At 48.0% G+C, this 25,861-nt stretch carries 22 protein-coding genes; 16 read left to right on the top strand and 6 right to left on the bottom strand.

Going from position 1 to position 25,861, the window contains the following annotated elements; all coding sequences use genetic code 11:
* Positions 1-2 precede the first annotated feature (2 nt).
* On the bottom strand, positions 3-1,160 hold the full coding sequence (locus Q0460_RS07260; protein WP_299086143.1) for a hypothetical protein: 1,158 nt from the start codon (positions 1,158-1,160) through the stop codon (positions 3-5).
* Positions 1,161-1,455: 295 nt separating this feature from the next.
* Here Q0460_RS07260 and Q0460_RS07255 point away from each other — a divergent pair, with 295 nt between their 5' ends.
* From Q0460_RS07255 to ttdB, 9 genes are all read left to right on the top strand, one after another.
* Positions 1,456-3,123, top strand: coding sequence for an anaerobic C4-dicarboxylate transporter (locus tag Q0460_RS07255; RefSeq protein WP_299086142.1), 1,668 nt, complete (start codon positions 1,456-1,458; stop codon positions 3,121-3,123).
* A 207-nt stretch (positions 3,124-3,330) separates the two neighbouring features.
* On the top strand, positions 3,331-4,581 hold the full coding sequence (larA, locus tag Q0460_RS07250; protein WP_299086141.1) for a nickel-dependent lactate racemase: 1,251 nt from the start codon (positions 3,331-3,333) through the stop codon (positions 4,579-4,581).
* A gap of 2 nt (positions 4,582-4,583) precedes the next feature.
* Positions 4,584-5,819 (top strand): nickel pincer cofactor biosynthesis protein LarC, encoded by a 1,236-nt coding sequence (gene larC / locus Q0460_RS07245; protein ID WP_299086140.1) that lies wholly within the window; start codon positions 4,584-4,586, stop codon positions 5,817-5,819.
* Positions 5,791-6,573: an ATP-dependent sacrificial sulfur transferase LarE gene (gene larE, locus Q0460_RS07240; RefSeq protein WP_299086139.1), complete on the top strand. Its 783-nt coding sequence runs from the start codon at positions 5,791-5,793 to the stop codon at positions 6,571-6,573. The genes larC and larE overlap by 29 nt, the downstream gene beginning before the upstream one ends.
* Positions 6,551-6,727 carry a hypothetical protein gene (locus tag Q0460_RS07235; protein ID WP_299086138.1) on the top strand — a complete coding sequence of 59 codons (177 nt, stop codon included), beginning with the start codon at positions 6,551-6,553 and terminating at the stop codon, positions 6,725-6,727. Before larE ends, Q0460_RS07235 begins: the two co-directional genes overlap by 23 nt.
* On the top strand, positions 6,728-7,474 hold the full coding sequence (gene larB / locus Q0460_RS07230) for a nickel pincer cofactor biosynthesis protein LarB (RefSeq protein WP_299086137.1): 747 nt from the start codon (positions 6,728-6,730) through the stop codon (positions 7,472-7,474).
* A 52-nt stretch (positions 7,475-7,526) separates the two neighbouring features.
* On the top strand, positions 7,527-7,973 hold the full coding sequence (locus Q0460_RS07225; protein ID WP_299086136.1) for a DUF2809 domain-containing protein: 447 nt from the start codon (positions 7,527-7,529) through the stop codon (positions 7,971-7,973).
* Positions 7,966-8,865, top strand: a complete 900-nt coding sequence (gene ttdA, locus Q0460_RS07220; RefSeq protein WP_299086135.1) for a L(+)-tartrate dehydratase subunit alpha — start codon at positions 7,966-7,968, stop codon at positions 8,863-8,865. Before Q0460_RS07225 ends, ttdA begins: the two co-directional genes overlap by 8 nt.
* Positions 8,862-9,482 (top strand): L(+)-tartrate dehydratase subunit beta, encoded by a 621-nt coding sequence (gene ttdB / locus Q0460_RS07215; protein ID WP_299086134.1) that lies wholly within the window; start codon positions 8,862-8,864, stop codon positions 9,480-9,482. The genes ttdA and ttdB overlap by 4 nt, the downstream gene beginning before the upstream one ends.
* Before the next feature lie 199 nt (positions 9,483-9,681).
* Here ttdB and Q0460_RS07210 read toward each other — a convergent pair whose 3' ends face one another.
* Entirely contained in the window at positions 9,682-9,807 is a 126-nt protein-coding gene (locus Q0460_RS07210; protein WP_299086133.1) for a hypothetical protein, read from the bottom strand.
* Between the two features lie 45 nt (positions 9,808-9,852).
* Here Q0460_RS07210 and Q0460_RS07205 point away from each other — a divergent pair, with 45 nt between their 5' ends.
* Positions 9,853-9,999 carry a hypothetical protein gene (locus tag Q0460_RS07205; RefSeq protein WP_299086132.1) on the top strand — a complete coding sequence of 49 codons (147 nt, stop codon included), beginning with the start codon at positions 9,853-9,855 and terminating at the stop codon, positions 9,997-9,999.
* A gap of 127 nt (positions 10,000-10,126) precedes the next feature.
* On the opposite strand, the gene Q0460_RS07200 is transcribed toward Q0460_RS07205, so the two are convergent.
* The 3 genes from Q0460_RS07200 to Q0460_RS07190 all read right to left on the bottom strand — a co-directional run bounded on the left by Q0460_RS07200 (position 10,127) and on the right by Q0460_RS07190 (position 13,942).
* The gene (locus Q0460_RS07200; RefSeq protein WP_299086131.1) at positions 10,127-12,073 is read right to left on the bottom strand and encodes an ATP-binding protein; all 1,947 of its coding nucleotides are present in this window, start codon (positions 12,071-12,073) and stop codon (positions 10,127-10,129) included.
* Between the two features lie 274 nt (positions 12,074-12,347).
* Entirely contained in the window at positions 12,348-13,526 is a 1,179-nt protein-coding gene (locus Q0460_RS07195; RefSeq protein ID WP_299086130.1) for a sugar transporter, read from the bottom strand.
* A gap of 245 nt (positions 13,527-13,771) precedes the next feature.
* Positions 13,772-13,942 carry a hypothetical protein gene (locus tag Q0460_RS07190; RefSeq protein WP_299086129.1) on the bottom strand — a complete coding sequence of 57 codons (171 nt, stop codon included), beginning with the start codon at positions 13,940-13,942 and terminating at the stop codon, positions 13,772-13,774.
* A gap of 369 nt (positions 13,943-14,311) precedes the next feature.
* On the opposite strand from Q0460_RS07190, the gene nifJ reads away from it, so the two are divergent.
* The 5 genes from nifJ to fldA all read left to right on the top strand — a co-directional run bounded on the left by nifJ (position 14,312) and on the right by fldA (position 20,870).
* Positions 14,312-17,893, top strand: a complete 3,582-nt coding sequence (gene nifJ, locus Q0460_RS07185; protein WP_299086128.1) for a pyruvate:ferredoxin (flavodoxin) oxidoreductase — start codon at positions 14,312-14,314, stop codon at positions 17,891-17,893.
* Between the two features lie 111 nt (positions 17,894-18,004).
* On the top strand, positions 18,005-18,697 hold the full coding sequence (locus tag Q0460_RS07180; protein ID WP_299086127.1) for an aspartate/glutamate racemase family protein: 693 nt from the start codon (positions 18,005-18,007) through the stop codon (positions 18,695-18,697).
* Between the two features lie 118 nt (positions 18,698-18,815).
* On the top strand, positions 18,816-19,139 hold the full coding sequence (locus tag Q0460_RS07175; RefSeq protein ID WP_005870807.1) for a DUF2325 domain-containing protein: 324 nt from the start codon (positions 18,816-18,818) through the stop codon (positions 19,137-19,139).
* Complete coding sequence (locus Q0460_RS07170) at positions 19,132-20,367, top strand: hypothetical protein (RefSeq protein ID WP_299086126.1); 1,236 nt, start codon at positions 19,132-19,134, stop codon at positions 20,365-20,367. Before Q0460_RS07175 ends, Q0460_RS07170 begins: the two co-directional genes overlap by 8 nt.
* A gap of 11 nt (positions 20,368-20,378) precedes the next feature.
* Complete coding sequence (gene fldA, locus Q0460_RS07165) at positions 20,379-20,870, top strand: flavodoxin FldA (RefSeq protein WP_299086125.1); 492 nt, start codon at positions 20,379-20,381, stop codon at positions 20,868-20,870.
* An 823-nt stretch (positions 20,871-21,693) separates the two neighbouring features.
* Here fldA and Q0460_RS07160 read toward each other — a convergent pair.
* Complete coding sequence (locus Q0460_RS07160; protein WP_299086124.1) at positions 21,694-25,137, bottom strand: acyl-[ACP]--phospholipid O-acyltransferase; 3,444 nt, start codon at positions 25,135-25,137, stop codon at positions 21,694-21,696.
* A gap of 97 nt (positions 25,138-25,234) precedes the next feature.
* On the opposite strand from Q0460_RS07160, the gene Q0460_RS07155 reads away from it, so the two are divergent.
* The gene (locus Q0460_RS07155) at positions 25,235-25,762 is read left to right on the top strand and encodes a hypothetical protein (RefSeq protein ID WP_299086123.1); all 528 of its coding nucleotides are present in this window, start codon (positions 25,235-25,237) and stop codon (positions 25,760-25,762) included.
* The last annotated feature ends 99 nt before the right edge of the window (positions 25,763-25,861 follow it).

Raw genomic sequence — 25,861 nt, 5'->3', positions numbered from 1 at the left:
TCTTAGAATTTTAAAATTTTACCTGATTTGCTGACTACGAGGATCGCTTCCCCGTCTGCGTACATCGCTAAAAATTCGCTTTTTAAATCCACAACCTCCTTTAATCCTGCTTTTTGATTTTCGTAAATTTTATCTTTAGTAGCGATAAACTGCGTGCTGCGGGCGCACACGATGGATTTGATCCAAGAGCCCACGCTTTTACGCTCGCCACTTTTTAAATTTATAAAATTCCCCTCTATATCGCCTGCAAACAGCGTCCCGTCGCAGTCTGCAAGTGCAGTAGTGATAGAGCCGCTTAAATTTTTATCGCCAGCTTCGGCTGAAATTTCGCTTTGAGTTTTAAGCTCCTCGTCTTGAAATTTTGCGCCTTTGAATTCTGAGCTTTGAAATTCCGCGCTCTTTGCGCCGCCAGCTTTCGTTTCGTTTGGCTCGGAGCCTTGCACGATTTTCGTGCTATTAAATTCCGCACCTTTAAATTTCACGCTACCAAGCTCTCCCTGCGCAACGCGATTAGGCGCTGTATCGCTGCCGCTAAATTTAGTCGCGACAAGATCTGCGCTAAGACAGGCTACGCCGTTCCAGCTTGCGACGCAAAGTCCGTTAGCGCCTAGGCTAACGGCATTGATCCTGCCGTAATGAAACGAAATTCCGCGCAGCCCGTTGGGGGCGGAATTTCTATTTAAAGATTGCCCGTTTGCGGTGGAATTCTCACCTGGGGCGTAGCCGCCATCCGCGCTGTTATCAGAGTCCTTGTCTAATCTTATTAATTGATTCTTATCTACTACCGCGTAAATCGTGTCTTTTGCGGCATAGATCGCATCTATTTGGGCTGTGCCGCTACGCCCCGTCTTAAGCGTGCGTAAAAACTTTAATCTATCGTTTAGCACCGCGATTTCGGCTCCGCCCCAAGCTAGATAAATTTTGCCGTTTTTAAAATTTAGAGCCGTAATTTCGTTATCGCTGTATTTTTGCGCGAACTCCACATCCCATTTAGCAGTATCAAACATCCTAAGCTCGCCGCCACTGCCGCATAAAAGCAGTCGGTGCGAGCTTGCGTCGAATGCGCCCAGACGCAGCGTAGAGTTTAGATCAAAGCTACCTGCTGCTGCCATCTGCGATAAACAAATCAAAAAGGCAATACAAAATTTTTTAAAATTCATCTTAATCTACTCTTTGCGAAATGATACTATCCCAAGGCTTAAAAATCGGTTTAAAGCTTGAGCTATAATGGAATTCTAAGTTTTCTTAAAAGTTGCGAAATTCTATGATATAAAAACAGCTCTAAGTAAAATTTTATTTTTCACATTTCGCTATAAATTCTGCTTTAAAATTATAATTTCAGTAAATTTTTATTTTGATAGATTTTTACAATTCGTAATGCTCCTTTAATTTTGTTTAAATAAAAAGTTAGTATAATCGCCAAAGTTTGTTTTAAATTTTACTGAAGGAGAAACTATGGAGTTTCTGACAAGTTTGTCTGAAAGCACTCAATTCTTTTTGCAGCTCATTATAGTCTTGGGCTGTTTGTTTTATGGTGCTAAAAAAGGCGGTATGGCGCTGGGAATTCTAGGCGGTATAGGCTTAGTGATCTTAGTGTTTGGATTTAGATTAGAGCCGGGTAAGCCGGCAGTGGACGTTATTTTAACTATCCTCGCAGTTGTCGTAGCAAGTGCAACGCTACAGGCTACGGGAGGACTTGACGTAATGCTTCAAATAGCGGAGAAATTGCTTCGTAAGCATCCAAAGATGGTTTGTATCATCGCTCCAACTGTTGCGTGGACGCTTACAATCTTATGCGGAACGGGACACACCGTCTATACGCTGCTTCCGATCATCTATGACGTAGCTATTAAAAATGGGATTCGCCCTGAGCGCCCGATGGCTGCTTCTACAATCTCCTCGCAGCTTGCTATCATCGCTAGCCCCGTTTCGGTTGCCGGCGTTTCGATGGTCGCGATCTTGCTAGGTCAAGGCGTGCATATCGAGGGCTTTAGTACGTATTTGGATCTACTTAAATTAACAATTCCTTCTACTTTCATCGGTATGCTTGCGATCGGAACGTGGTCGATTTTTAGAGGTAAAGATCTAGATAAAGATCCGGAATTTCAAGAAAAGATCAAAGATCCGGAGCAGAAAAAATATATCTACGGCGAGACTACGACCCTGCTAGGTCAAAAGCTTCCTAGGATTAAGTGGATCTGCATGTGGATTTTCTTAGCCACTATTGCGCTAGTTGCGGTTTTGGGTTACGAAAAAAGCTTGCGCCCTGCGTGGACTAAAAATGTCCCTGGAAAATCCGTAGAGATCATCGTCGATAAAAAAACGGTCAAAAATATCACGATCAAAGACGGTCAGGTCATCTCTATGGTGGACGGAGGCAAAGTCGTCTCAAACGTCAAAGAGTCTAAGGCTAAGGACGCGACGAAATTTAATAGCGTCGAAATTTACGACAAAGATAAAAAGCTAGCTCAAAGCATCGTCGCTCAGGACGGAAATGTCGTCATCACTACCGGCGATAAGAGCGAGAGCATCGCAAATGCAAGCATTGTCGTAAAAGATACTATGAAAAAGACCACAAATTTAAATATGGTCTTAACCATTCAAATTTTCATGCTTCTTGCGGCGTCCATCATGATGATCGCTTCGGGTATTAAAGCGGGCAATATCGCTAAAAATGAAATTTTTCATAGTGGTATGATCGCGCTCGTAGCCATTTATGGAATTTCATGGATGGCGGAGACTATGTTTACCGCTCATATCGAAATGCTTAAGGCATCCCTTGGCGAGGTCGTTAAGGCCTATCCATGGACATATGTCATCGTTTCGCTTTTAATTAGTAAATTCCTTAACTCTCAAGCGGCAGCGGTTGCTACTTTCGTACCGCTAGCGGTTAGCATCGGTATTGATCCGGGCCTTATTATTGCGTTTGCACCGGCTTGCTACGGATACTATATCCTACCTACCTATCCGAGCGATCTTGCGGCGATCCAGTTCGACCGCTCCGGCACTACGCACATTGGTAAATTCGTCATCAACCACAGCTTCATTTTCCCTGGGCTAATAGGCGTTCTTACTTCATGCGCGATGGGCTTTATCTTCGCTCATATTTACGGCTATTTATAATAGTTGCGCTCGCGGGCAGACGGCTCGCGAGCTTTAAATTTTAAATCTCAGCGGCTTTTTAAAATTTTATAAAATTTTGAAATTTTAAATGCTCTAAATTTTTAAATTCTAAAGCTTTCTAAATTCCGTTCATAACCCGCGCGAGGCTAAATCGTTTTAAATAAAATTTACGTTATAATCCCGCCAAATTCCATACAGGAGGCAGATATGCAAATCCCTATCGCATACGGCAAAGATGATCATCTAAGCTTAGAGATAAACGAGAAAAACTTGCTCGGCGTTTTCGATCCAAACCCCGTGGCTAAATTTGACGAAACGGCGCTCATCGCAAAGGCTCTGGCAAATCCGATAAATCAAAAAAGCTTTGACGAGTTTATCGCGGGCGATGAAAAGATCGTCATCATCGTAAACGACGGCACGCGCCCGACGCCGACGGCAAAAATTTTAAAGCAAATTTACCCGAAAATCCGCGAGAAAAATAAAATTTTTATCATCGCCACGGGCTGCCATAGAGAGGGCACGCTCGATGAGTACGAGATGATCTTCGGCAAAGAAATTTACGCGGAAATCAGAGCCAAAAACGAAGTTCACGATCACGACTCCAAGCACGATGAGATGGTGTTTTTAGGCGAATCGAAAAACGGCACGCAGATGTATCTAAACAAAATCGCAGCAGAAGCCAAAAAGGTAATCGTCATAGGCTCGGTCGAGCCGCACTATTTCGCTGGCTACACGGGCGGCAGAAAGGCCTTTTTGCCGGGCACCGCGTCGTACGAGAGCATCACGCAAAACCACAAGCTCGCCCTAAGCGCCGACGCGCAAGCTCTGCGACTAGAGGGCAACCCCGTGCACGAGGATATGATCGACGCGATGAAAGTGCTAGCTCATATCGACGTTTTTTCAATCCAGACGGTACTTGATAGCGAGCACAGCGTGTATTACGCGAGCGCGGGCGATTTAAACGATAGCTTTTACGACTGCGTGAAAAAGGCCGACGAGGTATTTTGCGTAAATATCCCGCGCAAGGCGGATATCGTGATCTCGGTCGCGCCCTATCCGATGGATGTCGATCTCTATCAAGCGCAAAAAGCCCTAGACAACGGCAAACTAGCGCTTGCGCAGGACGGAATTTTAATCATGGTCGCAAAGTGCCGCACAGGCATCGGACCAAAGCCGTTTTTTGATCTGATGGCCTCCGCAGACACGCCTAAAAAGGTACTAGAAAAGATCAGCGCTGGCTTTAAGCTCGGCTATCACAAGGCCGCTAAGATGGCCGAAATCTCGCTCTGGGCGCAAACCTGGGCGGTGTCGGATCTAAGCGACGATGAGATGCGCGCGGTACATCTAAAGCCATACCACGACATCCAAAAGGCCGCGCGCGACGCGCTCGCGCAAAAGGGCGCGGACGCTAAAATCATCATCCTGCCGTTTGGCTCGATGACGGTGCCTAAGGCATAAGTTTGGCTAAAATTTTATATTACGACGCAAGCTGCGGCATCAGCGGCGATATGAATTTAGGCGCGCTGGTGGAGCTCGGCGTGGATTTTAGCTATCTTTGCGCCGAGCTAGAGAAGTTAAATTTAGCCGGCGAATTTAAGCTAGAGCGCAAAAACGTGCTAAAAAACGGCATCGCCGCGACAAAAATCGACGTAGTGCCGCTAAAATCGCAGCCTCATGCCAGAAGCTACGCGGGTATCAGGCAAATTTTAGAGAGTTCAAATTTAAGCCAGAGCTGCAAACAAAGAGCGGACGCGATATTTCGCACGATTGCGCAGGCCGAGGCCAAAGTACACGGCACGGACGTAGAGCGGGTGCATTTTCACGAGGTCGGCGCGATCGATAGCATCGCCGACGTCGCGGGCGCGGCGATCTGCCTCGAGTATCTTTTTGAAAAACTCGGCGTCTCGCGCGTCGTAAGCTCCAAAATCGAGCTTGGCGGCGGTGTGGTCAAAAGCGATCACGGCGCGCTTAGCGTACCTGCGCCAGCCGTTTGCGAAATTTTAAAAGGCGTGCCCGTAAGCCTAGGACGCGCAAATTTTGAAATGACAACGCCCACGGGAGCGGCAATTTTAAAGGCCTGCACGGACGAGTTTGCAGACAGCGCGAGCTTTAGGATAGAAAAGATCGGCTACGGCGCAGGCGGCAAGGACGCAGCGGGCTTTGCAAACGTGCTTCGCGCGATGATCTGCGAGGCGGACGAGGATTTAGACGAGCGAAATTTAGGCGCGCGCCCTGGCTACGGCGAGGTTTGCAAGCAGATTTTAATCTCCACGAACATCGACGATATGGACGCCGAGAGCTTTGCCTTTGCCTGCGAAATTCTGCGCGAAAACGGCGCGCTAGACGTCTTTAGCCGCTCTATTTTTATGAAAAAGGGGCGCATGGGTTTTGAGCTAAACGCGCTGTGCCGCAATCAGGATGCGAAAAATTTAAAGGATCTGATATTTACGCACACGACCGCGATCGGCGTTCGCGAAGTAGAGGTTACTAAAACCGAGCTAAAGCGCGAGTTTGCGCGGGTGCAGACGAAATTCGGCGAGATAGGGCTTAAGATTTCTGAAACCTGCCAAACGCAAAAGGCAAAGCCTGAATTTGACGAGTGCAAGGCCGCAGCGCTCGCGCACGGCACGACGATCGAGCGGGTGCGAAAAGAGGCACTGAAAATCTATGACGAAACTAGAAAAACTAAAAGCTGATCTGCGCGGACTGGGCGAACTTGCGGTCGCATTTAGCGGCGGCGCGGACAGCTCTCTGCTACTGCGCGCGGCGCACGACGCGCTGGGCGCGCGAGCGATCGGCATAACGATAAGATCGCCCTACATGTCCTCGCGCGAGATCGCCGAAGCCGTAGAATTTGCCCACGCCTACGGCATCCGCCACGAAATTTTAGAGCTCGGCGTCGCGGACGAGATCAAAGACAACCCCGAAAACCGCTGCTATTTGTGTAAAAAGGTCGTTTTTTCGCGCCTAATCGAGCGCGCCCGCGAGCTTGGCTTTAGCCGCGTCGCAGACGGCACGAACCGGGACGATCTAGGCGAACACCGCCCCGGACTCAAAGCAAAAGAAGAGCTAGGCGTGCTCTCGCCGCTGATAAATTTAACCAAATCCGAGATCCGCGAGTTATCGCGCGAGCTAAGCTTGCCCACCGCCGAAAAGCCCGGCTACGCGTGCTTGCTAACGCGCCTGCCACACGGACGCGAGATCGACCCGCACGAGCTAAATTTGATCGAAGCGGCGGAAAATCTACTCATCGCAAGTGGCTACACAAACGTCCGCGCGCGGTGCGACCGCAAAAATATAAAGCTGCAAATACCCTTTGCCGACATGCAAAGCTTTCTAAACGACGCGAAATTTAAAAGCGTCGTTAGGCAACTCGTGACGCTCGGCGCAGCGGATGTGACGCTCGATCTAAAGGGGCTTAGAGAGGATGTTTTGCATGAAAGAGGATGAAATTTTAGAGCTTTTCGCTGGGATAAAAAGCGGCCGCTTGAGCAAGACGAGGCGGTTTTGTGCGAGCAATTTTAGCGGCGTCGTGTCCGAGATCGCCGCGCTGGGCGAGTATGAAATTTTGCTAGATTTAAAGGGGTTGGCAGGGAGATTTTAAATGACGAAAGATGAAGCTTTAAATTTTATCCGCGCCGTAAAATCGGGCGAAAAGAGCGAGTGCGAAGCAATAGAACTCTTGCGCGATTTTCCTTTTAGCGATGTGGGCTGCGCTAAGATCGACACTCAGCGCGCCCTGCGAAACGGCGCGGGCGAGGTGATCTACGGCGAGAGCAAGACGGACGATGAAATTTTACGTATCGCTGGTGCGATCGGCGCGAGAGGGCAAAATATCCTGATCACGCGCACGAACGAGCGAGTTTTTAAGCGAATGCGCGAAGCGCTGCCGCAGGCGGAGTTTAACGCTCGAGGCCGCGTCGTCAGCGTCAAATTTAAAGAGCCCGCGCTCACGCAAAGCTACATCGCGATAGTATCTGCTGGCACCGCCGACGGCGCGGTAGTGGAGGAGGCGTACGAAACGGCGAGATTTTTGGGCAACGACGTGCGTAAATTTAGCGACGCGGGCGTGGCAGGGCTGCACAGGCTCATCGCAAATTTAGATGAGATACGCGCCGCAAAGGTCGTGATCGCAGTAGCGGGCATGGAGGGCGCGCTAGCTAGCGTGCTGGCTGGTCTTGTTAGCGTGCCGGTGATCGCGGTGCCCACCAGCGTGGGATACGGCGCGAGCTTTGGCGGGCTGGCGGCGCTGCTAGCGATGCTAAACAGTTGCGCAAACGGCGTGAGCGTCGTAAATATCGACAACGGCTTTGGCGCCGCATATAACGCGAGCCTGATAAATCATCTTTAAATTTACGCCGCCGCGCGGGTTAAATTTAACGGCTAAATTTAAAAGGAAAGCGTTGCGAGAGGAAAATTTAAACGAGCGAAAGGCTAGGCCGAAGGGCGCGAAAAAGGCGCAAACAAGGCAAAGCGCGCGGACGAGGCTAGCGTTTTTGGCCGCGGCGGTTTTGATTTTAGCGGCTGAAATTTACATCGCGACCTGCGTAAAGGGCGGCTTCGTGCGCCACTACGCGGGTGACGTTTTGGCTGTCATCTTGCTTTATGCTTTGGCGCGGGCTGTTTTTAGCGAGCCGCCTTTAAATTTGCCGCTTAAAATTTTCGCATTTGCGGCGGCTTTGGAGCTCGCGCAGTATTTTGGCGCAGTGCAAATTTTAGGCATAGAAAATAAAATTTTAAAAGTAATGATCGGCGGGACGTTTGATCTTGCCGACCTGCTGTGCTACGCTGCGGGCTGCGTCCTAGCGGGCGTGTATGAAAAATTTGAAAAAAGGAGAAGCGATGGATAAACAAAAAGCCGTGCAAAAGATGACCGAGGTCATGGCGAAATTCGTCGGCTACACGGGCAAGGTGCTGCCTGACGACGTGACGGCGAAGCTGCGGGAGCTTAGCGAACGCGAGACGCAGCCGCTAGCGAAGGAGATCTACAAAACGATGTTTGAAAACCAGCGCCTAGCTAAGCAGCTAGACCGTCCGTCCTGTCAGGATACGGGCGTGATCCAGTTTTTCGTGCGCTGCGGCGCGAACTTCCCGCTCATCGGCGAGCTTGAGGAGCTGCTGCGAGAGACCGTACTGCGAGCGACGCGCGAGGCTCCGCTGCGTCACAACAGCGTCGAGACATTTGACGAGTATAACACCGGCAAAAACGTCGGCAAGGGCACGCCGAGCGTATTTTGGGAGATCGTGCCGGGTAGCAGCGAGTGCGAGATACACACCTATATGGCGGGCGGCGGCTGTAGTCTGCCCGGCAAGGCGACCGTGCTGATGCCTGGCATGGGCTACGAGGGGGTCGTGAAATTCGTCATGGACATAATGACCAGCTACGGCATAAATGCCTGTCCGCCGCTGCTAGTCGGCGTGGGCGTGGGCACCTCGATCGACGTGGCGTCGCTACTATCTAAAAAAGCGCTTATGAGACCGCTAGGCTCGCACAATCCAAACGACCGAGCCGCGCTAACCGAAAAGCTACTCGAAGATGGCATCAATAAAATCGGCCTAGGCCCGCAAGGCATGAGCGGCGCAAGCTCGGTCATGGGCGTGCATATCGAAAACTGCGCCCGCCACCCAAGCGTCATCGCCGTCGCCGTAAACGTGGGCTGCTGGTCGCACCGCAAAGGCCATATCGTCTGGGACACTGAGCTAAATTTCGACGTAAAATCGCACAAGGAGTTCGCGCTATGAGTAAGAAAATTTTAACCACGCCGATCAGCGCAGAGGACCTAGCGGATATCAAGATCGGCGACGTGATATACCTCAGCGGACACATCGTCACCTGCCGCGACGTGCCGCACAGACGCGTCGTGCAGGAGGGCCGCGAGCTGCCGCTAGATATCAGGGGCGGCGCGATCCTGCACGCGGGACCGATCATTAGAAAAACGGACGATGGTGGCAAAGAGTGCTTCGAGATGGTCTCCGTGGGGCCTACGACTAGCATGCGGATGGAGAAATTCGAGCGAGAATTTATCGCTAAAACGGGCGTGCGCCTGATAGTGGGCAAAGGCGGCATGGGCGAAGGCACGATGAGCGGATGTAAGGAGTTTGGCGCGATACACTGCGTATTTCCGGCGGGCTGCGCGGTGGTCGCCGCGACGCAGGTCAAGCAGATCGAGAGCGCGGACTGGACAGAGCTTGGGATGCCCGAGACGCTGTGGAAGTGTCGCGTGAAGGAGTTTGGCCCGCTCATCGTCTCGATTGACGCGCACGGAAATAATCTTTTTGAGCAAAACAAGGTCAAATTTAACGAGAAAAAGGACGCGGCGCTAGCTGAAATTTTACCGCAGGTCGGGTTTATAAAGTAGTTAAATTTAGGCGGCCCGCGCTTTAAATTCTACGCCTTAAATTTTTACGCCTTGCCACTAAATTTTAAAATTTAGCGCTATAACGAGGGGCAAATTTAAGAGCTTTGGATAGATGGATACGTTGACGGGCGGTTAATATCGGGCGGCGAAGCGACAAACGCCGCTGCGGACAGCGACACGAAACCTGCTAAAATTTGCGCTAAATTTTAAGTTTTAGCGAGCTCTCATGCGTGACGGCTTGCATCTTAAATTTAGCGAATTTATAAATTTGAGCGAGTTTCCCCGCGCGGCGGTTAAATTTGTCGCGACACAGTTTGCGTTTCATAAATTTACCGCAAAAGCGGCGAAATAAACATTTAATGGAGCTTTTATGAGAAAATTTTACATAATATTACTTGTCGCGCTCGTTGCGCTATTTATCGCGGCTTGCGGCGACAAGGGCAAAAAACGCCTGCTACCGGCCGGCAGCGTCGTGGTGGCTTTGGGCGATTCGATCACGCGGTGGGGGTATAAATAAAGTAAGTGGAGCTAAAATTTAACAGAATAGTGGGGTTGGAGTCAAGCAAATTTAGTATTAAGGCGTGAGTTATAGGTTAAATATTGATAAATTATTAGATGGAGATTGAATTTGAGGAGCTAAAACATTAGTTATGATCCAAAACAAAACTTTCCAAATCCTTCCATTTACTGGTTTTGATTTTATGGTTTAAAATGTCTATTTTTTCATTACATCTTAATCTCGCATTAGTAATGATTTCATCCCAACTTTTAGGTATTATTGTAAAACCATCGCTATTTATATTTCCTATAGTATAAATGTTTTTGTTTTTTGTATCCGATACTGCAATTGCATATATTTTCTTTTTTGTGCTATTGTCATATTTTTTGTTAATTTCTTTAAGCGTTCTAACATATTTCGTTCTAACTTCTTCTAATATTTTTGGATTTATTGCAATGCCCGGCTTTTTAAGTTCTATTATATAAATGGTGTCATTAGCAAAGATAGGGATGAATATGTCCGGAATTTTCTTTACATCATGACTGCTTATAATTTGTTCAAGCTCGCCAGAATCGAAACGAAAAAATTTCTCATTTTCTAATATCTTTTTCAATGATTCATCACTAGCAAAATTGTTTCTATCAATATTTTCAAATTTTTCGTCAAATATCCAAAGATGCTTATCTATAATATGATGAAGCATAGTTCGTTCTTTTACTGCTCTATTTTTCTTACCATTTACTAATTCCGATAATCTATTTAAAAAATCTATTCTACTAATATATTTTTCTTTTTCAGATATCGCCTTTATTATCCCATAATTGGCCTCTATATATCTGAGCTTTTCACTATCTTGCTGGTTTAGGTTTAATATCGTCACTACATTATCTATATAATTATCGGGGGCTTCTTTAAGTAAAATATCAACTAATTTTACGATAATTTGCTTAACTTCATCGGATAAATTTTTGTTGCCAATTTTGTCTATAAACGGAAGCATAATGGCTTGATATGTATTTTCGGTAATTTCATCCTTGCTTAAATTTAAAAATTTAAGGTAGTCATTTGAAAATTCGCCAATATTGTCTTTATAAATACTAAATAATATATTTTCTAATTTTTGGGCTATTTGTACTCTTAAATTTTTTATAATACAATCAGTAAAAACATTATCATAATCATCCTGACCGTCAATATAGTCTTTATCTGTAAAATACTTTGATTTCACTATTATGGAATGATTTTGTTTAAAACCAGGGAAAGATAATTTGTTTTTACCTGACGGCGCTATGCCTTTTAGCGCACCTTTATCGTCTAAAAATAATATATGCTTTTGTCTATCTGATTTTAGTTTAACTCTATCATTCCATATATAAAAATCGACATTAAAATGGCACTCAAGATCTTTGTTCGGAACAGCGATTTTGCTTTCTATTTGTTTTTCTATAAAATTTTTTATCTCCAATAATTCATCGTTAACGTATATTTTTGTACTATGCGAGGCTATTCTATCGGCAAAATATGATATAAGCTCGTTTTTTATGCATTCGACATAAGCTTCTTTTGTGTGTTTCTCTACATCAAAATAACTTGTCAAAATATTCTTAAATTGTATTAATGTTGTAAAACTATTGCTAATTTTAGTATCTATTTTACCATTAAAAACATCTTTTATAATTGCTATACTTCTTTTATCTTTGCAATCAAATGTAATCCTGTGCGTCACATTACTTCTAACGACAAAAATATTAATATCGTTAGGATTATTTGTTAGAGTAAGATACGTATATCTTCCCCTGCCTCTTTTTCCGTAATTAGTTTTTTCATGTTTAGTAGAGACTTTGTATTGACAAAAAACTTCTTCAAATTCGTTATCATCAGTAGGTATTCCTAATCCGTCATCAGCTATATCTATACTATAATAAGTATGATCAAACACTCCGCTATTATCAATATTTTCATACAAATTTACATAAATATTTTTACTTTCGGCATCAATGGTATTTGCAACCGCTTCTATGATGGCCGAATCAGACGGTTTGATATCGTTTTTTATTGATTGAAATGTGACTTTCGTATCAAAACTCTTCATATCAATACCTCCATAAATAAATATAATTTATGATAGCAGAAAGATAATAACAAAACCTTTAAAAATCTCTTATAAAAAATAATAGTACGAGCAATAACATAATGCCTTCACTCTCATTTTATTTAAGATATTCATGAAGCACACATTAATAAATACTTCTTTGATAGGTGTTATAGGTTTTTATCTAACCCGCCTCAATCTTTTGCCGTGATTAGCGAGGTTTTCAAGTGAAATAAATAGCTCGTAGAATTTCTTGTGTTATTTTGGGCTACCTTTAATTTTTGCGCGTGCTATTTTTCTGTGCGAATTTCACGCTTGCGTAGAGGTAGCTTGCAAGCCCTAGCGCGCCCAGTATCGCGCCCGCCTCGCCTATGTGCCAAAGCCCGAATCTCGTTGCGATCTGATGTCCTAAAAGCGCTCCGCCGCCGATGCCTACGTTGTAAATCGCCGAGTAAATCGATATCGCGACGTCGGTAGCGTCGGGAGCTAGCGCCAAAACCCTAATCTGCAAACAAAGCCCAAAGCCAAAAATTCCCACTCCCCAGACGAAAGCTGCGAGCAGCAGCGCCGCGTCATTTTTGACAAAAGCTTTTAACGTCAGCACCGAAGCTAGGATAAAGAGAATCGCGCAGATCAAAAAAGCGTTTGGAAAATGGCGATAAAGCTTCGAAAAAAGCACGCTAGCAAGAATGCCAGAAGCACCGAACGCAAGCAGGACGTAGGTTACGAAGTGATCGCCTGCGGGGTTAAATTTCGCCACGAATGGCTCGACGTAGCTGTAGGTCGTAAAATGCGCGCCTACGATCAAAAACGTCAGCAGATACAAAGCAAGCAACATCGGGCGCCTTGCTAGCATCGGCAAGCTCGCAAGAGAGCCCGCGCGGCGGCTTGGCAAAAACGGTAAAATTTTCCAAAGAAACAGCGCCTCCGCCGCCGCAAGCGCGCCGATTGCGAAAAACGTAATCCTCCAGCCGAAAAGCTCGCCGACCACGCGCCCCAAAGGAAGCCCCAAAACCATCGCAAGCGAAGTGCCCAAAGCCAGCATGCCGATAGCCTGCGAGCCTTTATTTATCGGCGCTAGGCGCACGACGAGCGATGAGGTGATCGACCAAAAGATCGCGTGCGAAATCGCGATGCCAAGGCGCGCGATTACCAAAACGGCAAAATTCCACGCAATGGCGGCCAGGACGTGGCTTAGCGTAAATAGCACGAAAAGTCGCAAAAGCAGCCTCTTGCGCTCGAGCTTCGAGGTTAGCAGCATCAGCGGCAGCGAAAGGATGCTCACCGCCCACGCGTAGATTGTGATGATTAGCCCCGTGCTCGTAACGTCCATGCTAAAATCCGCCGCGATGTCGCTTAACAGCGCCACGGGGATAAATTCAGTCGTGTTAAAAATAAAGGCGGCAAACGCCAGCGCAATAACTCTCGTGTAAGCGATTTTATGGACGTTCATCGGCTTTCCTTTTTTGAGCTTTTTAAATTTGGCTTTAAGTTTAGCATATTTAGCGGTTTTTGCGCGAGCTGCGTTTTGAAATTTTAAAATTTTGCGCGCCGTATATACGTGCCACGTTCCGTGCTAAATCTAAGCGGGGGATTATAGCTAAATTTAACCTCCGCGTAGCTTGCGGAAATAGAATTTACGCTCAAAACGCAAAGTCGCGTGTGGTAGAATTCACGTAGCGATCAATTAATGAAAATTTAAAATGAAATTTGCGCTGCACTCGGCAGGAGGCAGTAAAATTCCTTATATTTAGCAGAATGCGCTGAAATTTTATATGCTGCGATGTTATAAGCCATAAATAAAATTTCGCTACGTCGAGTTTGGATGTGTATAGCGGTTGAGGCTTTGTAGTGGCTAAATTTTATCACCCAGGCCTTGTTAACGATATGAGACTTCCCCCATTTTGTGGTATGTGCATTTTTAAATTTCTTAATTTTCGCGCATTCCCGTCATTTGATATTTAGGTTAGAATTTTAAGTCAGACGGCTAAATTTGCATTTAATCTCTACCCACTGCTCGCGATCTGCGCTTAAAGTACGCAAAATTTTATTTTCAAAGCGGCGAAAGAGCCCGTCTCAAATCGTCCTCAAGGCTCGTCTCAAACCGCCCGCAGATTGCGCTTGTAGCCCGCCTGCTGTGATAAAGCTTTAGAATTTTATTCGGTTTGCGAAGCATTTAAATTTTTAAGCAATAAATATGTAAAATTAGCGAAATTTGATAATTCCAAAGGACGAAAAATGGCAAAAGTTATGAAAACGATGGACGGAAACGAGGCTGCGGCTTACGTCTCATACGCCTTCACCGAGGTCGCGGGCATCTATCCGATCACGCCTAGCTCGCCTATGGCGGATTACACCGATATTTGGGCGTCGCAGGGCAAAAAGAACCTCTTCGGCATGCCCGTTAAAGTAGTCGAGATGCAAAGCGAAGGCGGCGCGGCGGGCACCGTGCACGGCTCACTCCAAGCGGGCGCGCTTACGACGACTTACACCGCATCGCAGGGGCTTTTGCTAAAAATTCCAAATATGTACAAGATCGCGGGCCAGATGCTTCCGGGCGTTATTCACGTCGCGGCGCGCGCGCTTGCGGCGCAGGCGCTCTCCATTTTCGGCGATCATCAAGATGTCTACGCCTGTCGCCAAAGCGGTTTTGCGATGCTTGCAAGCGACAGCGTGCAAGAGGTGATGGATCTGGGCGGTATCGCGCATCTTGCGGCGATTAAGGGGCGAGTGCCGTTTTTGCACTTTTTCGACGGATTTCGCACGAGCCATGAAATTCAAAAGATTGAGGTGATGGACTATGCCGAGTTTGATCGCTTGCTGGATCGCGAGGCCGTACGTAAATTTAGAGAGGACGCGCTAAGCTCCGAGCATCCTAAAACTCGCGGCACGGCGCAAAACGACGACGTGTATTTTCAAACGCGCGAGCTAGTCAATAAATTTTATGACGCGCTTCCGGACATCGTTGCGGAGTATATGAGCGAAATTTCAAAGATCACGGGGCGGTCGTATGCGCCTTTCGTCTATTACGGCGCAAGCGAGCCGCAGCGCGTGATCGTCGCGATGGGCTCGGTCAATCAAGCCCTTGAGGAGGTGGTCGATCATCTAAACGCGAAGGGCGAGAAGGTAGGCGTGCTAAAAGTGCATCTCTACAGGCCTTTCAGCCTCAAATATCTCTTCGCCGCGATGCCTAAAAGCGTGCGTAAAATCGCCGTGCTCGATCGCACGAAGGAGCCGGGCAGCCTCGGCGAGCCTCTGTATCTGGACATAAAAGCCGCATTTTACGGGCGCGAGGACGCCCCGCTTATCGTGGGCGGTCGCTACGGCCTAAGTTCCAAGGATGTCGATCCCGCGCAGCTAATCGCCGTGTATGAAAATTTAAAGGCGGACGAGCCTAAAAACGGCTTTACGATCGGCATCGACGACGACGTGACGCATCTATCTCTACCCGTGGGAGATAAAATTTCGCTCGGCTACGAGGATGAGACCGAGTGTCTGTTTTATGGCCTCGGCGCGGACGGCACCGTGGGTGCGAATAAAAATTCCGTCAAAATCATCGGCGACAAAACCGATCTTTACGCGCAGGCGTATTTCGCCTACGATAGCAAAAAATCTGGCGGCTACACGCGCTCGCACCTACGCTTCGGCAAAAGACCGATCCGCTCGACCTATCTCGTCTCAAATCCGCATTTCGTCGCCTGCTCGGTCGCTGCGTATCTGGATATCTACGACGTCATCGGGGGCATCCGAGAGGGAGGCACCTTCCTTTTAAATTCCATATGGGATGCCGAACAGACGGCGGCAAAGCTTCCGAATAAGGTTAAAAAAATTCTAGCTGCCAGACGGGTAAAATTTTACATCCTAAATGCCACCAAGCTAGCGCGCGATATAGGGCTCGGAGGCCGTACGAACACAATCATGCAATCGGCGTTTTTCAAGCTCAGCGGCATCATTCCGTTCGAGCAGGCGCAGAGCTATATGAAGGAATACGCCAAGAAAACCTACTCCAAAAAGGGCGAAGTGGTCGTGGCGATGAACTGCGACGCGATCGATAGGGGAGCGGACTCTTTAGTGCAGGTAGCGATCGATCCCGCGTGGGCAAATTTAAAGGACGACCCAGCGGGCGCGGACGACAAATACAAGGGCGACGAATTTATAGAAAAGATCGTAAAACCGATGAACGCAGCGCGCGGTGATAGCTTGCCGGTGTCGGCGTTTTTAGGGCACGAGGACGGCGGGTTTGACGCGGGCACGACGCGATTTGAAAAACGCGGCGTGGGCGTCATGGTGCCTAAATGGATCGAGCAAAACTGCATACAGTGCAACCAGTGCGCCTTTGTCTGCCCGCACGCCGTAATCAGGGCGTTTTTGCTAGACGAAAAGGACGAGGTCGCCGCTCCTTTAAATTTAAAAGATCACCTACTAGAAGCCAAGGGCAAGGAGCTGAAGGGGTTAAAATATAAGATCCAAGTAAGCCCGCTAGATTGTACGGGCTGCGCGCTTTGCGCCGAAAACTGCCCGAGCAAGGAAAAATCGCTCGTCATGGTGCCGCTTGAAGAAGAACTCGCGAAGGGCGAGCAAGAAAGCGCAGACTTTTTATTCGAGCACGTAAGATACAAAGATGATTTGATGGACAGATCAAGCGTCAAGGGCGTGGGTTTTGCGCGCCCGTATTTTGAATTTCACGGCGCGTGCCCGGGCTGCGGCGAGACGCCGTACATCACGCTGATCACGCGACTTTTCGGCGATCATATGATTGTAGCCAACGCCACGGGCTGCAGCTCGATCTACGGCGGATCGGCGCCTTCGATGCCGTACCGCAAGGACGAGAACGGCCGCGGCGTCGCGTGGGCGAACTCGCTTTTTGAGGATAACGCCGAGTTTGGGCTGGGAATGAAGATCGCAAGCGAGACGCTGCGCCATAAGATCGAAGATCTAATGCTAGGCTCGCTCTCAAGCGTGCCAAACGCGCTAAAGGCGCTCTATCACGACTGGATCGAAAATAGAGACGATACGCTAAAATCCGCTCAGATTAGAGATAGGCTGGTGCCGCTACTAGAACAAAATTTGGACGCGCCCGGGGTTTGTGAAATTTTAGAACTAAAGCAGTATCTAAACAAAAAATCGCAGTGGATCATTGGCGGCGACGGCTGGGCTTACGACATCGGCTACGGCGGGCTCGATCACGTGCTAGCTACCGGCGAGGACGTAAACGTGCTGGTGCTGGATACCGAGGTTTACTCAAATACGGGCGGGCAGAGCTCTAAAGCTAGCCGTCGCGGCTCGATCGCGCAGTTTACGGCAGGCGGCAAGCGCGTTCAGAAAAAAGACCTCGGTCAGATCGCGATGACCTACGGCAACATCTTCGTCGCGCAGGTAAATTCCAACGCAAACCAAGCCGCGACGATAAAGGCGATCATGGCGGCGGAGGCTTACCCGGGACCTAGTCTCATTATCGCGTATTCGCCGTGTATCGCGCACGGTATCAAAGGCGGCATGGGCAGCTCCGGCGATCAAGCCGAGCTTGCGAGCAAATGCGGCTATTGGCCGACCTACACCTTTGATCCGCGACTTGCGACGGAGGGCAAAAATCCGCTTAAAATTTCATCCAAAGAGCCCGATTGGAGCCTTTATGAGGAATTTTTGCTAAACGAGGTGCGCTACAACGCGCTTAAAAAGATCGATCCTGAGCACGCGGGCAAGCTTTATGAGGCAAACAAAGCCGACGCGATGAGACGTTATCGCCAGCTAAAACGCCTTGCGAATGCCGATTTCGGCGATGAGGTTGCCTCTACGGACGCCGCGAGCGAGAATGCTTAAGCTTTGCGGCTATTTGTTGAAATTCCGGCTCTGCAAATTTTGCAATCCGGAATTTTATTAAATTTCCCGGGACTGCATAAAATTCCGTATAAAATTTTAAAAGAGAAATCCATGAAAAAAATCGGACTAATCGGCGGCATGAGTTACGAATCTACGATTACCTATTATGATGGGATCAATCGCAAAATTAACGAGTGTCTAGGCGGGCTAAGTAGCGGCGAAATCCTGCTAAGCAGTCTAAATTTTGACGAGATCGAGCGGTGTCAAAGAGATAATGAGTGGGGCAGGGCGGGCGAAATTTTAGCTCGTCACGCGCGGATTTTGCAAGGCGGCGGCGCGGATTATATTTTTCTTTGCACCAACACGATGCATAAGTGCTACGAGGCGATAAATGCCGCCATCTCCGTGCCCTTCGTACATATCGCGGACGCTACGCTAAATGAGCTGCGAAAGCATGGCGTGCAAAAAGTAGGGCTGCTCGGCACGATCTACACGATGACGCAGGATTTTTACAAACAGCGCTTGATAGATGGCGGCGTAGAGGTGCTCGTACCGAATGCAGACGAAATGGAGGCGGTAAACGAAGTAATTTTTGATGAGCTTTGCTTTGGTAAAATTTTACCGCACTCCAAAGAGAAATTTTTGCAGATCATTGAAGGGCTTAGAGTTCGCGGCGCGCAGGGCGTGATACTGGGCTGCACGGAGATCGGGCTGCTCGTATCGCAAGCAGATACCGCCGCGTGGCTATTTGATACTACGCAGATCCACATCGATGCGGCAGTAAGTCTAGCTTTAAGCGAGTAAATATCAAATATGAGCCGGTAAAATTCCGGCTTATAATTTCAAATTTTTATATACATTATCAGTTAAATTTAATCTTTCTCTGTTATAATAACGACTATCAATCATAAAAGGGGATGAAATGAACGTTTTAGTTATAGGAGCAGATGAAATTACGCCCATTAAGGCGGTTTTAAAGGATCTTGGCGCGAGTAACATCGAGCACTGGGATGCACGAAACGAAAATCGCGTAAATCGCAAGCCGATCCCACAGGATACGGAGTGCGTCGTTATGCTTACGAGCTTTTTAAACCACAATACGATGAAAAAGATCAAAGGCGAAGTAAAAAAGCGCAAAATACCGCTCGTATGCGCTAAAAGAAGCGTTAGCTGCGTATTTTGCGAATACTGTAAGGTTTTTAATTTAAATCAAGAATTCGGTTGCAGACCTTGCGAAGATGATTAAAATTCCAAGGAATTTAAGTAGTGACGACAAGTCCAGGCAAGCGGTTAAAAAATCGCGCACTGCGTCGCAATCAAATGCTTACGACTATGAAGCTGGCGAGCTAAATTCCAAGGATTTTTTAAATTCTAACAAATTTAACGCTACTTGCTTTGCGTACGCCGAAAATAAGAAATTTAGCGGCAAATTTAAAAAGTTTTCAAGTGGTAAATTGGGCGCGCTTAATTGTAATGCCTCTAAGCCGCATGCTGTAAAGAGTGCGCAAAAGGGCGGCGCAAATAGGAATTTGACAGCGAAGGCTTTTTACGACACTGACTTAGTGCAAAAGAATTTTTTCTGCGCTAAGCGTTCGGACGAGAAATCAGCTTTGTTACGAGATATTGCCGCGCCAAAACGAGATATCGCGGCGCGCGAAAAACGCCAAAAAGCGGATCTGCGGCGCGATAACGAGCTTATTGATGATGAAATTTTAAATGCCGAAGCTTTTAATAAAAAATTCTTTTGCGGCGCAATTTTTGGTTTTGATGCGAACGGGCGCGAGATTGCGCCAGAGGCGCTGCGGGATTATGATGCGGCTTCGCGAGCGCGGGCGATGCTGGCTCTATATAATTTTAATGTTAATGCGGATTATAGAATTCCGTCCAAGTATTTGCAGGGCGAGATGCAATTTCGAGCGGCATTTTTAAATTTTATCACCTCCGAACTTGGGCGCGGAGCTCGTAAAATTTACCGTTTCAAGCCCGCCGTGAAATTTTGCGCAGCGGATAACGCGATAATCTTTGCTTATCTGCGCGGCATGCCGCTGCCCATATTTGCCGCTAAGCCTGCTTATAAGCTAACTCGCGCAATCGTGAGCTTGCGTAGCGGCGTGCTGCCAAACGGAGACGATGCATTTCGCAATTTCGTGTTTTGCAAAATCGCGCTTCGCAATGCAGGCGCACAGCTGCAACTTGTGGGCAAATCGGGCGAGCTCATCGTAGTTCGCAAGAGCGGTTTTAGCCTAGGCGTGGTTACGAGCTTTAAAAAAATTCTACCTCAAAATCCAGCCATTTATGATAATGATATAAAAAAAGCGCTAGAGCTTTGTCGCGGAGCAAACATCGACGCCGTGTATCTTGTATATCCAAAAAATGAAAATTTTAACCGCCACGTCGAGATAAAAAGCGAATGCTTTAAGGGAAATTTCATTATGAAATTAGTACCATACAAGCTTACCGACAAAATTTATTAAAAGGATACCAAATGGTTGGAATTATTTTTGGAAGCTCGATGGGCAATACCGAGGACGCCGCGAAGCTGATCTCCGAAAAGCTAGGCATAGAAAACGAGCTAAAAAACGTCGCGGACATCGCGCCTACAGATCTAAATAAATACACTGCGCTCATCATCGGCAGCTCCACATGGAACGACGGCGAGCTGCAGGACGACTGGGCGGGCTTTGATTTCTCAGCCCTTGATGTCTCAGGCAAGACCGTCGCGATTTTTGGTATGGGCGATAGCTCAAGCTACAGCGACGCCTACTGCAACGCAATGCGCGAGCTATACGACAACTTCAAAAAAGCGGGTGCAAATATCGTAGGCGCAGTGCCTACCGACGGATATGAATTTGACGAGAGCAAGGCCGTAGTGGACGGCAAATTCGTTGGCCTCGCGCTAGACAATGACAATCAAAGCGATCTCACCGAGAGCCGTATCGAAGCGTGGGTAGCGCAGATCGCTCCATCTTTTAAATAGTCCTCCTTTAAATTTGCCGCGGAGCGTGCGCTTCGCGGCGCTTTCATCTTTTTTAAAATCATTAAAGCTTAGATCTTTTTAAAATTTAAGCTCTGCCGACTTCGGTTAAATTTAAAAGGCTTTGAAATTTTAAAATTTTAATCTGCGAGAATGAAATTTATCTTTTAAATTTGGCTGTGCGATATTTTGCGCTAGTGTAAATACAGACCGACTTCGAGGCGCACGTAGTAGCGCGCGAGTAGATAAAATTTAGCCGCCGCGACGGCGGAGGAAGGACAAAGCCGAGAGTTTGCATAGCGCAAGCGGATTTATAAACTTCATCGGCGTAATCGGCGAACGTTCGGGAGATAAAATTTACAAATTTTATAAAAAGCGAAGCGAGCGGCATCGTCGCTAAAATTTCTCGCCGCACATACGCCATTTAAATTTATTTCCACGCGCACACCGTTAAAATTCTCGTCGCAGCTCTGTTATGAAATTTCGCCGGGTACCTTATGCAGGAATTTTATCTATCTACGCAGCAAGCGGCTGCCGTCTGCTAGCAAAATTTAGCATATTTGGCACTGCGACCGCGAAAAATCGTGGGACAGCAGCAGCTCACCTCTGCAAAATTTAGCATAAATTTAACGCCACAATCGCGTGCAGCTGTCGTTCTTTAAATAAACCGTAGCATAACCCCGCCGCTAGGAACGAAAAACCGTAAAACCCTGTGGCGCGACAAAGCATAAATTTAAAAGAGAAATTTTGCTCTTTGCGCTGCTTCGCGCAAATAATGCAGCAAGGCGTAAATTTAAAATTTAGAACGCAAATTTAAGGCTTAAATTTACAGCCCGAGCTCTATCGCCAGATCCTTTACTGCTTTGAGATTTACCTTGCCGCTGCCTAGCACCGGGATTTGCTCTACTTTTTTCACGACGCTTGGTTGCATTATCGGCGCCAGCGTGGAGTCCTTCAGGCGGCGCGAAATTTCATCCTCGCTCGCCTCGCCCACGTAAAGCAGAGCGATCTTTTCGCCCTTTTTCTCGTCTTTTAAGTTTACGCACGAATAGATCGCGCTTTCGCCTAAAATTTCGCCCACGGCGCTCTCTACTGCGCCCAGGCTGATCATCTCGCCGCCGATTTTGGCAAAGCGCGAAAGGCGGTCGGTGATAAATAAAAACCCGTCGTCGTCGATATAGCCGATGTCGCCGCTCTTGTAGTAGCGCACGCCGTCCATTTGCGCGATCGCCTCGGTGGTTTTGGCTGGCTCATCGTAGTATTCCTTCATAACCTGATGCCCGCCGATCAAGATAAGTCCCTCCTGCCCGTTTGGCAGCGGCTGAAGCGAGGCGGGATCAGTGATCTTTATGACCGTGCCCGCAAGCGGTAAGCCGACGCTCTTTTCGCGGTTGAAGTGAAGCTCTTTGAAAAAATCGGGCTCGAGGACGTTCGGCGTATTTACGCTCACCACCGGCGCAGTCTCGGTCGTGCCGTAGCCCTCGTAAATTTCGATGCCGAATTTTATCTTAAATTCCTTGCGGACGTTTTCGTTTAGCTTCTCCGCGCCCGCAATCGCTAGGCGGATGCTTGCTAGCATAAGCGGATTGAGCCTTTTATTTTTGGTGTAGAGCCTAAAAAACGTCGACGTGCCGAACATTATCGTAGCGCCGTATTTCGCGCTCATCTTGCCGACGCTGAAGGCATCCGTAGGATCGGGCACATGGATGCTTAAAATTCCGTCGTTTAGCGGAAAGAGCGTCGTTACGGTAAGCCCGAAGCAGTGAAAGATCGGCAGCGACGCTAAAATTGCGTCGTGCTCGGTGGCATTTATGAGCTCCGAAATTTGTCGGACGTTCGCCATTATATTTTTATGCGTCAAAACCACGCCTTTAGGCTTTCCTTCGCTGCCGCTGCTAAATAAAATGGTCGCTACGTCATCTATCGCGTGCGGCTTAAAATACAGCGCGCGAAATAAAATTTTAGGCATCAGCAGCGATTTTAGCGCGCAGGCTATGCGCTCGTTTTTAGAGGTGCCCTCGCTTAGATCTTCAAGATACGCGAGCCGATCGCCGATCGAACTTTCCAGCTCAAAGCCCTTTGATTTGAGCTTTTCTACGAATTTTCGAGAGCTGATGATCGTGCGGATATTCGCTTTATCCGCGCAGTAGATTAAATTTTCTTCGCTTAGCGTGTAGTTTAAATTTACGCTCGTTTTGCCCATCGCAAAAAGAGTTAAATTTACGGCGCTTGCGATGACCGAGCTAGGCAAAATGATACCGACGTTCTCCTCGCTGCTTATGCGACTCTTTAACCTTTTGCGAAGTATCAAAACGGCACTCATCATCGTTAAATTTGTGAAGCTCGCTCCCGTGCTATCGACCGCTACGCGCTTAAAAGGCGATCTTTTGGCTTGATTTAGCCAGTTGTAGGCAAGCGGCTTTAGGCTTGCGAGATATTTGCCCCAGCTGAAAAACGACAGCTCCGTTACCGCGCGCTTTACCTCGTGCGCCTTGGAATTTGCCTCAATCGGCGCGCCGAAGCTTACGCGAAGTGCGTTTTTGCCGCTTTGCGAGATCGTTCTTTTATAATGTTCGCTGGCGCGCGAAAATGTCGATCCCCAAAGCCCCCTGATATAAAAAGGCACGATTACGGAGTTCGTATCGTGCGCGGCGAGCTCAAAGCCCGCTTGAAACTCGTCGATGCGACCGTTGTAGCTGATGTGGCCTTCTGGGAAGAGCCCGACTACTTCGCCAGCATTTAGCGCCTCGCGGATGCTTTCGATCGCGCTTTTGCTCACGCCCGCTCCGATCGGAATGACGCGGAAAATTTTAAAAAACCACTTCAAATACCACAGATCATAGTAGCTGCGATGCATCACAAAGCGCACTCCGCGCGGGCATGCAAGCTGTACCACCGCCCAATCGATCCAGCTGATGTGATTGCCCAAAAGCAGTACGCCGCCTTTTTGCGGGATGTTTTCGATGCCGTCTACGTGGACTTGATAGCCGAATTTCATAAACGGAATGAGTAAAATTCTAACGAAAAGCTGCGGCAAATATTTCGCGCCGAAGATCCCGCAGATGAGCACGCACAGTGCCGCCATAACGAAGATTTCGCCGCTGGCGACCGCAAAATGCACCAAGATGATGGCGATGAGCAAAAACAGCACCATAAAGATGTTTTGAATAAAATTTGAACCCGCGAGCACCCGCCCCATGCGCTCGTCGGCGGTAAAAAACTGAATTACGGCGTTGAGCGGCACGATGAAAATTCCGCCGCTAAATCCGAAGAAAAACGATGCCGTGCCGAGCCAAAATACCGAGTGCGCGTTGGCTAACACCATTAGCGCGAGCGCGAGCCCGAATGCGCCGAACGGCACGATACCGAGCTCGATATGTTTTTTGCAGTAGCTGCCCGCAAAGATCGAGCCTAGCGCGATTCCGATCGCACTAAGCGCCAAGATCACCTGGATCACCATTACGTTGTCGCTGCCGCTAAGAGCTTTGTAGTGAGCCGGGAAGGTCGCGATCACGAGCTGCGAGACCGCCCAAAACATCGAAAGTCCTAGCGTACAGAGCAGGACGTTTTTGTCTTTTAGCACAAAATTTAAATTTTGCCTTAGATAGCGAAGCTTAAGATAGTCATCTTTATTAAATTCCGCCTGCGGCTGCGCGGCGTCGAAGAATGGAATTTTATACGAGTAGTATGTTTCAAGCACGGAGCCCGCGACCAAAAGCACGCCGATGAACCAAACCGAGCTCATCAGCTCGCCCGCGTCGCTGCTGCGAGCTGCAAACAGCTCGAAAATCACCGAAAAAACAAGCGATGAAAGCAGAATCGCGATGATGGTAAGAGCCTGCACGAGGCCGTTTGCCGCGCCTAAATTTTTCGCGCCGACGATCTTTTTAATCAGGCCGTATTTGGCGGGCGAGTAGATCGCGCTTTGCGCCGCAAGTAGGATCGTCATAAAAAATGCGAAATAAAACCACCCGCACGCATAGCCGAGCGTAATGAGCGCGGTAAGCGCGACGCCGAGTTTCGCGCAGATCCGCGTAATGCGGGTACGCGAGAATTTATCGTTGAGATAGCCGCTGGCGCTAAAAAGAAATACATAAGGCAGCAAAATCAGCAAATTTACAAGCGATGTTAGAGCGATGAGAGCGCCCGAATCGGCGCTTTTAACAAGGACGTTTTGGATCGTGATCTTATGGCCCAGATCGACGCTTGCGTTGATAAACATAATCGCCAAAAACGGCAAAAATCCGTTGATTTTTAATAGAGATTTCACGGGCGCTCCTTTAAAAACGGGATTTTATCTCACGGAAGTTAATAGACGCAAATTTAAGGCGGCTTCGCTACAATTACGCAAAAATTAAAGGAAAAATATGAAAGTACGTATCACCAATCGCGACGTGGATAACCTCAATAAATTTATGCTGCTTTACAGCAAAAAGGCGCGCAAGCAGCGCCTCATCAGCACCTACGCCATACCATTTGAGTTTTTGCTCGTTGGCATCATCATCGACGGGCTTTTAAAGATGGCTCCGATTGCAAGCATAGCGTCGGTCATTTTGGGCGCGGCGTGGCTTATTTTTTATCCGAAATTTTACCGCCGCATGCTAAGAAAGCATCTGGCTTCCGCCAAGCTCGCGCAAGACTCAAACATAGAGATGGAATTTATCGCGGGCGAAGATGAAATTTCATTTTCGAAGGGCGAGCCGCGCGCAAGCGAGAAATTTGCCGCGCGCTCGCTAAATCGAATCGCTGCGGGCGGTGAGAATTTTTTCTTGGCGTTTGATCGCGGCTTTCATATCGTGCTTCCAAAAAACGCCGAAACGGACGCCGCGGTGCAGCATCTCGCGGATCTGCGCGGGCTACAGATCGAGCCCGTGGATCTGGATGTTAAAATTTAACTCAGGCGCAGCCTGCACCGCTAGCGTCGTCGGGGGATGGGTGGGGTTTTGGGGCGGGAAGGGGAGCGACCTCGCAATTCAAGCCCCCTTCCCGCCCCA

The organism is uncultured Campylobacter sp. (assembly GCF_937980635.1).
Classification (GTDB): Bacteria; Campylobacterota; Campylobacteria; order Campylobacterales; family Campylobacteraceae; genus Campylobacter_B.
The sequence above is the reverse complement of the archived record's forward strand: the minus strand, read 5'-3'. Positions and strand labels throughout refer to the sequence as shown.

Coding starts and splice junctions, on each gene's coding strand:
- Q0460_RS07260 (WP_299086143.1), bottom strand. CDS start 1,160: ATGAATTTTAAAAAATTTTGTATTGCCTTTTTGATTTGTTTATCGCAG.
- Q0460_RS07255 (WP_299086142.1), top strand. CDS start 1,456: ATGGAGTTTCTGACAAGTTTGTCTGAAAGCACTCAATTCTTTTTGCAG.
- larA (WP_299086141.1), top strand. CDS start 3,331: ATGCAAATCCCTATCGCATACGGCAAAGATGATCATCTAAGCTTAGAG.
- larE (WP_299086139.1), top strand. CDS start 5,791: ATGACGAAACTAGAAAAACTAAAAGCTGATCTGCGCGGACTGGGCGAA.
- Q0460_RS07235 (WP_299086138.1), top strand. CDS start 6,551: ATGTTTTGCATGAAAGAGGATGAAATTTTAGAGCTTTTCGCTGGGATA.
- larB (WP_299086137.1), top strand. CDS start 6,728: ATGACGAAAGATGAAGCTTTAAATTTTATCCGCGCCGTAAAATCGGGC.
- ttdA (WP_299086135.1), top strand. CDS start 7,966: ATGGATAAACAAAAAGCCGTGCAAAAGATGACCGAGGTCATGGCGAAA.
- ttdB (WP_299086134.1), top strand. CDS start 8,862: ATGAGTAAGAAAATTTTAACCACGCCGATCAGCGCAGAGGACCTAGCG.
- Q0460_RS07210 (WP_299086133.1), bottom strand. CDS start 9,807: ATGAAACGCAAACTGTGTCGCGACAAATTTAACCGCCGCGCGGGGAAA.
- Q0460_RS07205 (WP_299086132.1), top strand. CDS start 9,853: ATGAGAAAATTTTACATAATATTACTTGTCGCGCTCGTTGCGCTATTT.
- Q0460_RS07200 (WP_299086131.1), bottom strand. CDS start 12,073: ATGAAGAGTTTTGATACGAAAGTCACATTTCAATCAATAAAAAACGAT.
- Q0460_RS07195 (WP_299086130.1), bottom strand. CDS start 13,526: ATGAACGTCCATAAAATCGCTTACACGAGAGTTATTGCGCTGGCGTTT.
- nifJ (WP_299086128.1), top strand. CDS start 14,312: ATGGCAAAAGTTATGAAAACGATGGACGGAAACGAGGCTGCGGCTTAC.
- Q0460_RS07180 (WP_299086127.1), top strand. CDS start 18,005: ATGAAAAAAATCGGACTAATCGGCGGCATGAGTTACGAATCTACGATT.
- Q0460_RS07175 (WP_005870807.1), top strand. CDS start 18,816: ATGAACGTTTTAGTTATAGGAGCAGATGAAATTACGCCCATTAAGGCG.
- Q0460_RS07170 (WP_299086126.1), top strand. CDS start 19,132: ATGATTAAAATTCCAAGGAATTTAAGTAGTGACGACAAGTCCAGGCAA.
- fldA (WP_299086125.1), top strand. CDS start 20,379: ATGGTTGGAATTATTTTTGGAAGCTCGATGGGCAATACCGAGGACGCC.
- Q0460_RS07155 (WP_299086123.1), top strand. CDS start 25,235: ATGAAAGTACGTATCACCAATCGCGACGTGGATAACCTCAATAAATTT.